The sequence below is a fragment of the Prevotella sp. P3-122 genome (assembly GCF_002251365.1).
Lineage (GTDB): Bacteria > Bacteroidota > Bacteroidia > Bacteroidales > Bacteroidaceae > Prevotella.
The window spans coordinates 1-14,980 of the sequence record NZ_NPJH01000087.1 but is presented as its reverse complement, the minus strand read 5'-3'; the positions used below and the strand labels follow the sequence as shown (position 1 = coordinate 14,980).

Here is a 14,980-nt window from a genome sequence, read left to right as displayed (position 1 = left end):
ATGGAAGAGTCTAAATTTTCTCAAAGCATATATGACAAATTTATGTCGGACTTTCCTGAAGGATGGATAGAAATGTTAGACTGGTCTGATGGTGGGAAGAAGAAATCACTAATTGCTGGTGTTACAAAAATAAAATCCTTTGTGCCTTTCCTATTTTCAAATGCTTCAAAATTGGTGTTAGCAGGAGATTTCTTGGTTGGAAATATAAAAAAACTCACAGATCTTGACTCAATGATTGAGAAGGGTTTACAAGATACCGTTCCAGACGACAAGAGGCTTCAAACTAAGTTAATGATAGCGTATAGTGACATGCTTTATAATCTGCATGATGCTATCAAGTTACTCCGTTATCACATATCCTTGGTTCAAGACAGATTAGATGTACAAAAAAACCACCCTTTTTCTGCAATATTATATGGAGAAACGGACCGTTCAAAGAATGAATATATTGAGTTGTTTGAATTAGTGTGTGAAGTCTGCTTTATGGAATATATATTCTCGTATGATGAGAAATATATCCAAAAATTATTGATAATAAGGGAGATCTTGGATAAGAGGAACAAGGAGAAGTCAGTTGATGTAAAGGCAATAATCGAAGCTTGTCTAACAAAGGTGGAATTATTGTTGTCCAAACTGTCTATTTTTTCAAAACAAAAGCAAATTAACTACAACTATAATTTCGAAACAAAGATTATTTCTTTGTCTGAGCCAGATAAATATCAACCAGATGATTTTAGACATCTATTTTTGAAATATATGGATCCGGACCGTTTGGATTATGCTCAAGTACTGGAGTGGCAAAAAAATTCTCACAATAAAGATGTTGCTATGTGGCAACTTGCTTTCTTGATGAGATATTATACAAAAATCACTAAATCTCAAGAACAAATAGATAGCCTCATATCGTTAGGAGAGAAACATCATAAAGAATACATAAAAGGAGAAGAGCATAATCTAATTAATGATTGCGCAGACAGGTCTTTCAGGAATTATATGTATAATTCTCGCCTATCGTTTATTTTGGACAATAGAAAAGGGTTGAATATTCAGAAGTTGGAAAAGGAAATTGCCAAGATAGAATCAGTTCAAAATGAAACATTTATATTTAATTATCATCCATTTCAAAAAATAGTTGAATATCTGTGTGCCAAGATAGATGACTTACTAAAAGAAGATAGAATAGAATGTGATATAGAAGCTTATAATACACTTCTGCAAAAATGCTATTGTAAATTGAAAGAAAATTATGAGTGGTGTAAACATCATCATCCATATTTGATGCAATTGCGATATAATTTTTCAACTATAAAAGATGAAGCAAATGATATAAAAATTTTTTGTCCATCTTCATTCTGCCGTCCATTAAGATTTAAAGTATTAAAAGAAAAAATGGAGCAGCTAAATATTAAAGTTTCAATGCTAGATTATCAAGTACGTCATATTGACGAACACCGTGATCTTATACGTGCAAAAAACAAGATTGAGTCAATGGAGAGAAAGAACCTTGAACAAATGGGGCTTTATGCATCTGTTACTACTTTTCTTGTTGGGTTGCTTTCAATTTTCATTGGCAATACAAACACCTCTATTACAGATAAAATGGGGTATGTAATTGCTTTGGGCTTAATTCTTCTATCATTCGTGTGTTTAGGTTATTTTCTTGTGACAGAAAGGTTCACAAAAGCAAAACCATGGATATTTGGTTTATTAGGTATTATATTTCTTATTACGTTGGGAGAATTTGTATTCTCACTCAAAAATGATTCTACAGATAAGAAAGAGAATACCATAAAAGAGCAATCTGCACCAAAAGAAGTAAAAGAGATTTCGAAAACAAGATAGGCTTCGTCTCGCCTGATAGGCGATATTAAACACCGACCGTAGTATGTCAGCCGTAAATGTAATTATAATAGTATGGTGAAAGATGTCGATTTTTGCATGGTGTCCAAAAGGCAATCAGTAATCAGTCATCAATCATCAGCAACTTGCTTTAGCTTGATGAACACCTCTTATAATATATAATGTGTGAATAATCAATAATCAATCATCAGTCATCATTCATCAGTCATCAGTAATGAATCAACATATTCTCCCAATCACCACCAAGGACGTTGAGTCCCGTATTGTTATCGTAAGAGGTCAGCATGTCCTTCTCGACCGAGATGTGGCAGAACTCTACGGTGTAGAAACAAAACGCATCAACGAGGCAGTGAAAAACAACCCCGAAAAATTTCCACCTCGTTGCATCATCTACCTCGATGAAGAAGAGTCCGCAGTTCTAAGGTCGAAATTTTCGACCATAGAACCATCGCAAGGCAAAGGCCACTATTCCAAATACAATTTCAAAGCCTTCACCGAGCGAGGACTTTACATGCTCGCCACTATTCTGAAGTCGCCCCGTGCCACCCAGACCACCCTCGCCATCATCGACACCTTCGTTGAAGTGCGTGAGATGGCCCGCACCATGGAAGCCCTCCAGAACGTCACCGACGGCGGCACTGAGCAACAGTCCCTCCTCCAGAAGACAGGCCAGCTCCTTGCCACTGTCGTAGGCAACAATCTCTCCACTGCTTCCACGGAGACGGAGATTGAACGTTTTCGATTAGCCAGATGAGCAATGATAAGTTCGCTTAATCATTGCCATGGCGAGAAAAGGTCGAGCGAAGCTCAATAAATTTTGCAGTAGTCAAGATAAAGCACAAGTTCATCCGCAAGGATGAGGACAAGTAATCAGAAACTTGCGTAGCTTGATGAGCTTGCGAATAATCAGTCATCAGTAATCAATAATCAGTCATCAATCAAATTCGTATGCCCTAAATTGAGTACTTACTTACCATATCCAATTGTAGACACTGGAAAAGTGCCAATAAATGGTGGTATGCCCTAAATTGAGTACTTACCACACTTCTTCTCATTTGATAATTCATCGGCATGAATTAGTACTGGTGCAATAAATTTGCACGGTTAATAAAAATCATCAAATAAAGTGAGTTCTTTGACATTTTGTTTTTGAATGATTGAGTTCTTTGGCTTTGTGATGAGGTCTCTCAAATCATAATTCTGCAGTTTTGGCTGCAAAATTACTCAATCAAATTCAAATCAAAAAATCATAGAACGCTTGTAAGTGATTAAATATTAAACTAATAGATGTGATTTAGCGAAATTTATCGCACCACTAGTAGGCATGAATCAAAAGTCATACTTTTATATTGATAGGCAAGCTAGATCGTTTAAGTTATTTCTCGACAGATTCATCCTTTCGCCAGAGGTAAGGAAATCTATCGAGGAAATATCAAAACATAGCTCTGTATATATATTTAGCGGAATCATACGTGATTTCCTTACAGGAGTCATTGATGTGGTTCGCGATTGTGATATCGTGATTAATCCTTGGCAGGATTTTAAGATACCTGTATCCTTATTAAGAAAAGCAAGATACGAACGAAACCAGTTTGGAGGATTGAAAATCATGGGTGACGATATGTCACTCGATGTTTGGTTTCTTGAGAATACTTGGGGAATAGTTAAAGAAGGGGACATACCCGAAGTAGATTCTCTTCTAAAACGAACATTCTTCAATTTTTCTTCAATTGTATTTGATTATACCAATGAAAAATTTATCTATACAGATGAATTTGTGGTATTTATTCAAACGAATACGATGGAGGTCGTATATCCTCTTAATCCCAACAATGAATTGTGTATAGTTAATACATTTTATTTCTCAGATAAATGCGGTATTGCGATAGGCAGGAGTCTGAAACAATGGATAAGTTCTCATTATGATGAAAATATGGATTTTGAGTCAGTGCAGGCTCGTCATTTCCACAAGATAATATATACTAATGATACAATAAAAAAACGTGTTATGGAATTAATAGGCGAAGAGTATAAAATAGATTGGGACCGTTATTTGAACAGCGGTAGGGCAAGGCAAAAATCCGGATTCGGGGATTACAAGATTGATAATGCGGCAAACGAGAACCGAAGTGACTTTGAAAGCGACTTGGGGCGTGTTCTATTCAGTTCCGCTTTAAGGCGAATGCATGATAAAACCCAAGTCGTGCCACTCACCACAGGTGATAGTGTGCATACTCGACTCACCCATTCTCTTGAAGTCATGAACGTAGCCGAATCGTTAGGGCTTGACTATTGCAGAAGACCAGAATTTATTAGACTATATGGCGAGAAACAGGCTTATGAGATAGAGCGCAAGATGATTTCAATCTTACGTTCAGCAGCATTGATACACGATATTGGTAATCCTCCGTTTGGTCATTTTGGCGAAACCATCATACAGAACTACTTCAAGGAATATCTCACAAAACATATCATCACTGACGAAGAAGCCTTGGATTTTACATGTTTTGACGGTAATGCACAAGGGTTGAGGGTGGTTAGTAAGTTACAATATATCGGAGACCTTTATGGTCTTAATCTCACGTATGCTACATTGGCGGCATATATGAAGTATCCCAATCAAAAAAACATAAACAAGAAATATATAGGTACCAAAAAGCATGGAGTATATTACAGTGAGAAAGAGCTTTTTAAAAAGGTGGTCGAGGCATGCAAGATGAAGAAAGGAGACAAAATTGTTCGCCACCCGCTCTCTTTCCTGGTTGAGGCTGCAGATTCGATTTGCTATCTTATCATGGATGTTGAAGATGGATTTATCATGAAATGGTATTCTTTTAATGATATAGTAAAACATCTAAATAGCACCATAGGGGAATTCAAGGGAGACGACGAATTCGACATACTGAAAGAGTTGAAAATCAACCAAAAGAAAGATGACAAAGAGAAAAGTGAACGTCAGATGATGGTTGACTTACGTGTAGCCGTAATCAGACATTTTGTAAAATTGGCTGTTGATACATTTGTAAATAACTTGGATAAAATAGATAGTGGTGATTATACAGAAGAATTAATAGAAAAAGATCCATTATATCTTTCCAAAGCGCTAGCAAAATTTGCAAAGCGCTATATCTTTCCACAAAAAGATATAGAGCAATTGGAACTGACAGGATATTCTGTTTTGCGTGGTCTGCTTGATATTTTGATAGACTATGTGTTTAAGGATGATGCAAAGTTCAGGAATCACTCCAAGAGCGTTATTTCTCGGACATGTCTTAAGGTGGCAATGCATGAAACCTCTAATGACAAAGTACAATACATGAACATTACAGAAAAAGACATATGGGAATATGATGTGGAGAAGCTGACTCCATACTACAAGTTAAGACTCATTGTTGATTTCGTATCAGGAATGACGGACAGATATGCAGTGACATTATATCAAAAACTTAGTGGACAACGATTGTAATACCTATCTGTATGCATAGATAAAGGCTCATGAAATAATCCGTAAATATATATGGGTACGATTGAGAAATAATAATTATTTTCTGTTAATTGCTGGTCATTTATGGCAATTGCTATTTAACCAAAATAGTACGCTTGCGGGCAAAGAGATATTCAAGTTATTTCTGCAGTAATCAATCATCAGTCATCAGTCATCAGACACTTGCGTAGCTTGATGAACACCGCTGAAACATTGATAATGTGTGAATAATCAGTAATGAACATTACCTCGGGATTATTGTATTTTAACTGCCATATTTTTTGTACAAGAATAGTCGTATGAATGCAAATGATATACTGTCACAGTTAATTCTAAATCAGATTACAATAAGCCAAGCTTTATTGTTAACTAAGTCGTATTGTTTACAATACCTTTCTGTAGAATCAAACGTTTGGATAGACCACGAAATAAGAGGTTATGATAATGCCATGCAGATACCAGCTTATAGATTGCTTGAGTGTGATTTATATATTGAGGTTTTTAATGCATTAGGCAACATGACTATACAAAGACTTGATACAACTCATATCTCAGCCTATTTGCGGGATGGAGGATATGAAAGTTCTTCACCTGAAAAAATGCACGTAACTCAGGGACTTGAATCTTTGGAAGAACTGAGTAAGAAAGGGTCAGGCAGTTTGAATATGTATTTGAATGAAGGATTGAAAAACATGATTCTTCAATGGTATAATTTCCCTAAACATACACGATTCGGAAGAATCTATCAAGAAAGCGACATTGCCTATGTCAAGAATCTCATTACAAAAGTAAAGTTGCATTTGATTGATATTCTGCAGAAAATAACTCCTATGGAAAATTCCTACACATCAAATGAAGATACGAATCAGTCTATTTCAAATAAGAAGAAGATATTTATCTCATACGGTTGGGAAGATGAGCAGCACAATTCATGGGTACATAGCCTTGCTGACAAGTTGGGTGAGTATTTTGAAGTATCAATAGATGTTAAACAACCTTTAGGTTTGGATGTCAATCATTTTATGGAAATAATGGTATCGAAATCGGATAGGGTGTTGATGATACTTACCCCCATGTACAAAAAGAAGGCAGATGCACGTGAAAATGGAGTAGGATATGAGTCAGTTCTTATAAGCGACGAGTTGTACCGAAACCAATCAACCATCAAGTTCATTCCTATCATAAGGAAAGGAACGAAATATATTTCTTATCCTAAATATATGGGTAACAGATTAGGTTTGGATATGACAGACGATACTAAATTTGACACTAACCTACAACGGTTAGTTGAAGATATCAGGTACAACTAATTATTAAGTATGCTATGACCCGTATATTGCCCGCAAAGCTATCAAGTGTTGCGGCAAGCATTGAAAAATAGTTTTTGTATCTATGCTCCAAAAGTTAATTTATCATTATACGACAATAGAGACATTGGCATTGATTCTGAAGAATCATACCATAAGATTCTCCCGATTAGACAAGGTTGATGACATAGAAGAATCTGAATTCACATCAGGTCCTACTAATGTCAGGCTGGGAAACTATGTTTTTGCATCTTGTTGGACACGTTGTGAAGAAGAAAGTATCGCCCAATGGAAATTATACGCAGGATATGATGGAGTAAGGATTGCCTTGGCGGAAGATAATGTATTTCAGACATACGATATTACCCCAGAGCTTCCTAATAGTATGAAGTCGTATTTCAAACCTCCTTTTTCACCTGTTGGTAAAGATGCAATCTGTGATCCTCGCATTAATTCAATAAAGTGCGAAGATGTGGTTTATACAGACGACCCTTATTATCTGGCACAGAATGCAATTATTGATACAGGCACTCATACTGCCTTCAGTACTACTAATGCGGGTAAATATAAGAGGAGAATCTGGGAGTTCCAACAGGAGTGCAGATTCAAATTCTTAGTATATCCGATGGAAGCAAAAATAGTTGAAAATCTTGGAAAAACAGAAATTGACTTAGACCAGATTTCCATATCAATTCAATGTTTGAGAAATGTTCTGAACAAACAGCCTATTAGTCAAGAGTATTATGATGCAGCAATGTCATCCACGGCACTGGATAATCTACAGGTTATGTTAGGTCCGAGAACTTCAGAAGCACAAGAAACTATTGTGAAAGCTTTACTCAATCAATACGCCCCAAAGGCTGTATTGAAACATAGTATGTTGAAATTAAGAAAATAGAAGAGTGTTATAAACAAATATCCGCGAAGTGCTCATTATTGAACCCCGTGTATTCAAAGACTCCAGAGGTTATTTCTTCGAGAGCTTCTCTCAGCGGGAATTCGACGAGAAGGTAACGCCCATCCTTGGGCATAGTATCAACTTCGTGCAAGACAACGAGTCAATGTCATCAAGAGGATCAGGGGACAGGATTGAAGTGAACCCAAAAAGTTGGACACAACACTTACTGTTCATATGCGAAGAAGAACATTAGAAGAAAAGTTAGAAGCTATTAGATTAGTAGAGGAGGGCAACTCTGCTCGTTCAGTGTCTGACCGTTTACACATTGGACACCATCAAATTTATGAGTGGTTATACATTTATAAAGAAAAAGGCGTCTGCGGGCTTGAAAACAAGCGTATATGTAAGAAAAACCAGTATTCATTTGAAAAAAATGCGAAATAATTCGTGAATATCAAGAATCAGAGCTAACTTTGCCGGAGATTAGTTCGAAGCATGGTATCGCGTCTAGTACCTTAGTCGGCTGGCTGTCCAAGTTCAACAAGGGTGGAAAGGATGCGCTTGCAAGAAAGCAACCATCGCCAAGAGAACAATCCAAGAGCATTATGAAAAGATTACCAAAGGAAGAGTGTGAGAAGGAAAACGAGAGACTGCGCAAGGAGAACGAACGTCTCAGGGCAGAGAACCTGCTGCTAAAAAAAGTGAAAGCCTTAGTCGAGGAAAGAGAGTCCCGAAACAGAAGGATTGGGCGCGGGCCATTGACGAACTAAGGCGCGAGGAGCATGTGGATCTCAATCTCCTGCTGGAGTTGAAGAAGTATCAACCATAAGACAGTCAAGAGGCTTATGGATGAGTTGGGGCTTAAATGTGAGGTGCGTAAAGTGAGATACAGGTCATACAAGGGTGATGTCGGCAAGACTGTGTCCAATGTGATTAATAGGGATTTCACTGCAGACAGGCCTTTGCAAAAGGTAGCTTAAAAGAGTATATGGAATACTATAATAATGAGAGAATAAAATTGAGACTCAACGGTATGTCACCTGTTTTATACAGAAAGGCATTCGAACTGGCTCACAGTTATTAACCCGTCCAACTTTGTGGGTTCACTTCAGTCCTGTCCCCGTGTCCTCTCGTGTCCTCTGGATCTGAGCATATTTTTCCCCGAGTATTTTTCAGGTACACTGACATGGTTTATAGCCATAGGCGCTGTTTGTATAATTAGTGGAGTAACTTTGGCTACATTATATAAGCCAAAACAGTACAAAGCTTCTTCTTTATCATCATCCGACTGATATGCGCAATTTGTGAGATGGCCTTGTGAAGTTTATATATGGATGCTTGAATAACATAGGACAATCTATAATGATTTGTAATAAAACGTATTAATATGAAGAATATATTTCAAACAGGCCTTGCTTTGGGCATTCCATCAGGAAGCTGTTCATGTGTAAATATGGACTTTGAATGGTTGTATGGGAATCCCATTAACTTATTGTGGATGGATAAATTAGTAATAACCCAGTCGATGTGGGATATTGTAATTAACGAACGCTGTACTGATAATAGACTTGAAGGGAAAAAAGAAGTTTTTGCAAAGTCAACAAAGCTTATATATACAATTCTAAATGAAGTTGGTCTTGTAAACATTATTCCAGACTCATGCATTAATCAAGAAACAGCCGAAGATATTTTTAATCAGATTTCTTCTGATCTTGAATTGTTAGGAAAAAAGGAATACACAGACCACCCTCTAATTACTATCGGCCATCATTGTCATTGTGTTCCTTCTTTGTGGTCCTTATATGCATCTCTATATCTATCTCGACAGAAAAATGCGAGTTTTATGTTATCTCCTCGTGAAATTTCATATTTGAAGACAATAATTCCTCTAAAGATGCAAAACGTATTTACGACGCCACGAATTGCAAGGAGATCGACAGCAATTAATGAAGTATTACAATTAACACTTCCAAATTTTGAATTAGGACATGATTACCTCACCACATCAATGAAGAGATGTAATAATTGCAATAATAATACTCAATGCAAAGATTCCTATCTAAGTCAAATAGAAAAACAAACATTGTATATATTAGAATATAGAGAACACGAAGAAATCAATCAGCTATGCGAGTTGATGGATAGAATATGTTCTGAAAAGTTTATGTATAATGAGGATATTCCAGTTGATGAATTACTCCATGAGATCAATATTGAGAGAATTAAAGTTCAACGCAAGTTGAATCATACGTATAAAAAATTTGAACGCTGGAGAAATATCGTATTAACTTTCTCTGCGGGGATGACTTTAGGAAATTTCTTCTCTTACCCTAAAATCGCTGCGGTGGGAAGCGCTGGTGTATTGGCAACAACGATTGCAGACAAATTATTCACTACGACTCAGAAAAAGTACAAATGGATCAATTTGTTTAATAAGTGAAATAAAAGTTGGTATAAGTATAAATATACAGCAATATGAAAAGCCCATTTACGATTACTCCTAGGGTGATAGCTCATCTTGGAGAAGATTTGATAAAAAACGAGAGCATTGCAATCTTGGAACTTGTCAAGAATTCATATGATGCTTTTGCTCATAATTGCAATGTATATTTCCATTTCGGTGCAGACAACGAATTGGAACGCATATCCATTGAAGATGATGGCACAGGAATGTCTATCGACACTGTAAAAAATGTATGGTTGGTAATCGGCACTGACAATAAGAAAAAGATAATGGATATGTCTAATGGCGTTAATCTCGGACGAATGCCTCTTGGTGAGAAAGGTATCGGCAGACTTGGTGTACATAAATTAGGTGAAAAAATATCCATGTACACGAAAACAAGAGGTGGTAATGAGGTGACTGTAAAAATAGACTGGAGTAAACTATACACAAGTAAGTCTGTTGATGATTTCAGAATTGATGTTGACGAGACATGTACACCACAACATTTCGATGGATCATATGCCCATGGAACGAAGATATATATCACCTCACTAAAAGGACAATGGGACAGGCGCAAACTGCGCTCTGTCTATAGAGACTTGACCTCACTGAACAGTCCTTTCTCAAATAAGAATGATTCATTCATTGTTAATGTTACCAGCAATAACAACATATTTCGTGGATTGCCGAACGTTGAAGAAATACTTAATGTGGGAATGTACAAAGCTCACTGCGTTATTATTGGAGACAGAATAACTGATTTTAACTATGAATTCCGCCCATGGAAATCATTAACCAGAATTCATGGAAGAAAGATTAACAATTTGCAATACGTAGATAGTTTGTTAATTCGTAGGGTTGAGGATGTTAATGACAATGGTAGGATAAGAAGCCATGAAGAATATCTGGATTTGTCTTATTTTAACATAGGACCAATTCAAATTGATGTGGTAATTTTTGAAAAGGATGTCTCAGTCTTTAGTTATCTCAACACTGAAAAGACTTCATTAAATGAATATCTAAGGGAAAATGGAGGAATGAGGGTATATAGAGACGATGTCAGGGTGTACAACTACGGCGAGAGGGATAATGACTGGCTCGGGCTTGATCATCGAAGAATGGTAAGAGCAGGTGGAACACTAAGTAGTGCTCAACTTATAGGCTCAGTAGGTATAAATAGATTCGAAAGTGCTGATCTAAAGGAAAAAACCAACCGAGAGGGGTTCATAGAGAACGATGCTTATTTTGCCTTTGTGGATGCTGTAAAATATGCTATGGATAAAATCTGCCTTCTAAGAAATGAGGACAAATTCAACTTAATGTCGATATATAAGTCAACTTCAAAAGTGAGTGAGCCAGTTGTTGGTGACTTAAATGAGGTTATGGAAATTGTAGAAAAAGCCGTTGAAAATGAGAAGGACAAGGCTACAATAAAGAATTATCTCATAAGGATCGGGAAGCAATATAAGGAGGTAAGGGATACTTTGATAAAAAGTGCCAATGCAGGACTGAATTTGGGTGTTGCAGTACATGAAATTGAGAAGAATGTGGCTCGTTTGAAAGGACTTGCCGAGAGAGGAGAAATAGAGGAGATAAAAACGCTGGCCCTCCATCTGGAAAAGATAGTTGCTGGATATAGTGTGTTTCTCTCAAATTCGGACATCAAGGCAACCGACTTGGCACAGATTGCGAAGATAGTGATAGACAATAACATGTTCCGCTTTTCTGACCACAAAATAAAAATATTCTCTAATTATAAGAGATATGTTGGGAAAGCACTGTTAAGCAAGTCGGAAACAATCGCTTCGTTGACTAACCTGATAGATAACGCCATTTATTGGGTGTCCAGAAGCCGAGATACAGACAGAATGATTTATGTCTATCTGACTGATGATATTGACGGATATGCCTCAATAGCAGTTTGTGACAATGGCCCAGGTTTTACATTATCTCCAGAAATGGCGATGCAGCCATTTGTAACGGCTAAGCCGATGAATACTGGTATGGGATTAGGGCTTCATATCACGAATGAGGTGATGGCAGCAATGAATGGAAAACTTCAAATAATGGATTCTTATGATTTGGAATTACCTGAAAGAATTAATGACTATACAGACAATCCGACAGTGGTTGTCCTCTCTTTTCCACCGGCCAAATAAAAGTTATATACAAAGAAAAACAGATTGTGCAATGCATATACAAGATTTTGCAGATAGAGTATTCATCATCGACAACAAGGAAGATGAAATCGAGGATTTAAAGAGACTTTGTGAAGAACAGGATATTGATGTTACAGTCTTCAATCCGGAAACAGACGACGAGCCTTATACATTAAAGAAGAACCGTCAACTGATTTTTGCGGATCTCATGCTTGATGAAGATGTAAGTAAGTATAAATCAAATCTATCTCGGTTAATAAAGTTGTTGAGCGATATAATACCTGTTGATTTTGGACCATACGGATTGGTGGTGTGGACAAAACATTCGGAGTTAGAAGATGAGCTAAAAAAGATTATCAACAAGTCTGTCAATGTGAACCAATCACATACATCGACTGACGAAGATGAAATAGATGAGGATATGCCACATTTGCAAGTTCCTCCTATGTTTATTGTTACAATGAACAAAAATGAATATATTGCGAAAAATTCTTATGACACTGTTCTTATAGATATAGAAAATGTCGTAAAGAAAAGCAATGCGGGCTTCTTCTTTATGAGCTGGACAACATCTGTAAACGCTGCTCGTAATAAGTCGATAGTAGATGTATATTCTATATGCAAAGATTATGAACACTATGATGAGAATATCTCCTACTTGCTCTATCAGTTGGCGATAAACCACACTGGTGTAAATACAGGCAATCTGACAGTTGATAGCTACAAAGCTTTTGATGAATTGTTGTATGCAGACTTGTTTGTACAGCAGAAAGATGAATTGAATCCTCATTTTAAAGAAGAGCCTACAGGAACATTGACAGAAGAAGACAAGAAGAAAGCCTGTGGTAAACTTAACGCCAAAATGTTTATAGACAATGATGCCATCGTGCAAAATGTAATTGTACCCGGAAACATATATAAACTAAAGGGGGATGCAACACGATTGAAAATCATCAATAAGGCAAAAATCAATAAAGAAGAGCCATATACATCACACGATGTGGCTATAGAGCTGACACCTCCGTGTGATTTCTCTAACAAGAAGATCAACTCAAGAATCATAGTCGGTTATATCATCGAATGTGTGGATACCTTAATAGCAAAAGATATCAAAAAATTAGATGGTAATCTTAAAGGTGATTACTTGTATGTCCTCAAGAATATTATGATTGAAGGGAAAAACTGCTATATGGTTTTTGACTTTAGACATCTTTACACTCCAAACGACGAAGATTTGAAGAATCCTGCAATTTTTGAAGTATGGTTTAGGGCAAAGCCCAAATTGTTTGCCGACATACTGCAAAAATTCTCATCACATGCTTCAAGGTTGGGATTGTCTGATATAAAGCTGAGTTGAGAATTATTCTATATAAAATGTTACAATTAAAATTATATAATCATGAAATGTAATAATGTAGAAATTGGTGCAAAACCAACGATTGAACAAGATAGGCTTCGTATCGCCTGAAAGGCGGTATGAACTGTTGAAAGGGTCAGGGGACAGGTACCTGAGCCATCCATATTGAATTAAGTAATGGCACGTACAGCAAGAACGCATTCAGATAGCGGAGTCTATCACGCTATATTAAGAGGGGTAAACAAACAACAGATTTTTGAGTGCACTGAAGACTATCAGCGCTTTCTAAATATCTTGCGTACTCTAACAGTTCAGGAGCAAGACGAATCTGGACATCGTTCAAAACCTAACTGTGTGGTATATGCCTACTGCCTGATGGGAAACCATGTCCACCTTCTCATCAAAGAATCCAGTGAGACCCTCGCTCAAATCATGAAGCGCATATCCTCATCCTATGTATATTACTACAATCACAAGTATGGACGAATAGGGCATCTCTTTCAGGAGCGATTCAAGAGCCAGCCTGTTGGAGACTGGGATTATTTCCTCACACTGCTTCGGTATATCCATCAAAACCCACTCAAGCCTCATCTGGTCACCTCCCTTCGAGAATACAAATGGAGCAGCTGGCTTGAATATATTGGACAAGAAAAGAATGCTTTCTGTGCCACAAATGTAGTCCTAAGCAGAATTAGTCTTGAGGAGTTATCAAATCTCATAGCAGAGCCTCTGGCCGAAAAAGAAGAAGAAGGACTCCTTGATATAGAAGAAACACCTGTCAAGACCTGCTACTCCGATGAAGAGATATGGCATGTACTCACAAATCTGTGTGGCATGACCACCGCTGCTGAGTTTCAGCAATTGCCACGACCTCAGCAGAAGCTATATCTATGGGAAGCCCATACAAAAGGAATAGGTCCTCGCGCATTGTCCCGCCTTACAGGCGTACCATATTCCGTCGTGCAAAGGGCAACAAGTGCAGAAAATGATAAAAGACTCCAGGCGGGAATGGTATGTGAATCTACCCTTGAAGACGAAGACTGGTATTCCTACTGCTCACCTGATGAATTCGAGCCCTACCCGGAGTATTGATATCTTTAAGACATAAACGAATCAGGGACCTGTCCGTGTGCCACGAGGTGCACATCTATATTAAGTGTTGGCTACCTTCCATATAAGATGTAGCCGTAACTGCCAATGAGATGGGAGAAGGTCTCTCGGTGTCGGTGTGCAGGCACTGGCATCAAACCCTCTGCAAGCTGCTGCAGTCGGAAACGTTGCGGTGGTGAGCGTTGCAGAGAGGTACGTATTACTGAGCTGAACGCAAGTGAACCATTCGATGAGGTGTCGTTAATCATGATTCAAGCCATGTCAAAAGTCAGTGTCGGACAGTTCTGGCGACAAGCAATGCAATAACCTGTTTATGGCATTGCGGCATGCGGCATAGAGGTGGCAGGACAGTGATACAG

12 protein-coding genes and 3 pseudogenes are annotated in these 14,980 nt (G+C 37.5%); 14 read left to right on the top strand and 1 reads right to left on the bottom strand.

The window, feature by feature from the left end; all coding sequences use genetic code 11:
- The 14 genes and pseudogenes from CIL02_RS14080 to CIL02_RS14020 all read left to right on the top strand — a co-directional run bounded on the left by CIL02_RS14080 (position 1) and on the right by CIL02_RS14020 (position 14,603).
- Positions 1 to 1,842: a hypothetical protein gene (locus tag CIL02_RS14080; RefSeq protein WP_094402669.1), complete on the top strand. Its 1,842-nt coding sequence runs from the start codon at positions 1 to 3 to the stop codon at positions 1,840 to 1,842.
- 232 nt (positions 1,843 to 2,074) lie between these two features.
- The gene (locus CIL02_RS14075; RefSeq protein WP_094402668.1) at positions 2,075 to 2,614 is read left to right on the top strand and encodes an ORF6N domain-containing protein; all 540 of its coding nucleotides are present in this window, start codon (positions 2,075 to 2,077) and stop codon (positions 2,612 to 2,614) included.
- Positions 2,615 to 3,184: 570 nt separating this feature from the next.
- On the top strand, positions 3,185 to 5,326 hold the full coding sequence (gene dgt, locus CIL02_RS14070) for a dGTP triphosphohydrolase (protein ID WP_094402666.1): 2,142 nt from the start codon (positions 3,185 to 3,187) through the stop codon (positions 5,324 to 5,326).
- A gap of 317 nt (positions 5,327 to 5,643) precedes the next feature.
- A complete protein-coding gene (locus tag CIL02_RS14065) occupies positions 5,644 to 6,654 on the top strand; it encodes a TIR domain-containing protein (protein ID WP_094402665.1) in 1,011 nt (336 codons plus the stop codon).
- A 124-nt stretch (positions 6,655 to 6,778) separates the two neighbouring features.
- On the top strand, positions 6,779 to 7,549 hold the full coding sequence (locus tag CIL02_RS14060) for a hypothetical protein (protein WP_170935110.1): 771 nt from the start codon (positions 6,779 to 6,781) through the stop codon (positions 7,547 to 7,549).
- A gap of 19 nt (positions 7,550 to 7,568) precedes the next feature.
- Positions 7,569 to 7,787, top strand: a pseudogene (locus tag CIL02_RS14055) (dTDP-4-dehydrorhamnose 3,5-epimerase family protein); the annotation flags it as partial.
- Positions 7,784 to 7,993 (top strand): helix-turn-helix domain-containing protein, encoded by a 210-nt coding sequence (locus CIL02_RS14050; RefSeq protein ID WP_094402659.1) that lies wholly within the window; start codon positions 7,784 to 7,786, stop codon positions 7,991 to 7,993. The pseudogene CIL02_RS14055 and the gene CIL02_RS14050, both read left to right, overlap by 4 nt.
- Before the next feature lie 29 nt (positions 7,994 to 8,022).
- Positions 8,023 to 8,154, top strand: a pseudogene (locus tag CIL02_RS17030) (helix-turn-helix domain-containing protein); the annotation flags it as partial.
- Positions 8,155 to 8,319 (top strand): hypothetical protein, encoded by a 165-nt coding sequence (locus CIL02_RS16825; RefSeq protein ID WP_240513722.1) that lies wholly within the window; start codon positions 8,155 to 8,157, stop codon positions 8,317 to 8,319.
- Between the two features lie 209 nt (positions 8,320 to 8,528).
- Positions 8,529 to 8,633: pseudogene (locus CIL02_RS17025) on the top strand (IS3 family transposase); the annotation flags it as partial.
- A gap of 303 nt (positions 8,634 to 8,936) precedes the next feature.
- Complete coding sequence (locus tag CIL02_RS14035) at positions 8,937 to 9,989, top strand: hypothetical protein (RefSeq protein WP_141210252.1); 1,053 nt, start codon at positions 8,937 to 8,939, stop codon at positions 9,987 to 9,989.
- Positions 9,990 to 10,024: 35 nt separating this feature from the next.
- Positions 10,025 to 12,154, top strand: coding sequence for a sensor histidine kinase (locus CIL02_RS14030; RefSeq protein ID WP_094402653.1), 2,130 nt, complete (start codon positions 10,025 to 10,027; stop codon positions 12,152 to 12,154).
- Between the two features lie 31 nt (positions 12,155 to 12,185).
- Complete coding sequence (locus tag CIL02_RS14025; RefSeq protein WP_094402651.1) at positions 12,186 to 13,511, top strand: hypothetical protein; 1,326 nt, start codon at positions 12,186 to 12,188, stop codon at positions 13,509 to 13,511.
- A gap of 177 nt (positions 13,512 to 13,688) precedes the next feature.
- Positions 13,689 to 14,603 (top strand): transposase, encoded by a 915-nt coding sequence (locus CIL02_RS14020; RefSeq protein ID WP_094402650.1) that lies wholly within the window; start codon positions 13,689 to 13,691, stop codon positions 14,601 to 14,603.
- Positions 14,604 to 14,674: 71 nt separating this feature from the next.
- Here CIL02_RS14020 and CIL02_RS16155 read toward each other — a convergent pair whose 3' ends face one another.
- A complete protein-coding gene (locus tag CIL02_RS16155; RefSeq protein WP_141210251.1) occupies positions 14,675 to 14,869 on the bottom strand; it encodes a hypothetical protein in 195 nt (64 codons plus the stop codon).
- Positions 14,870 to 14,980 lie beyond the last annotated feature (111 nt).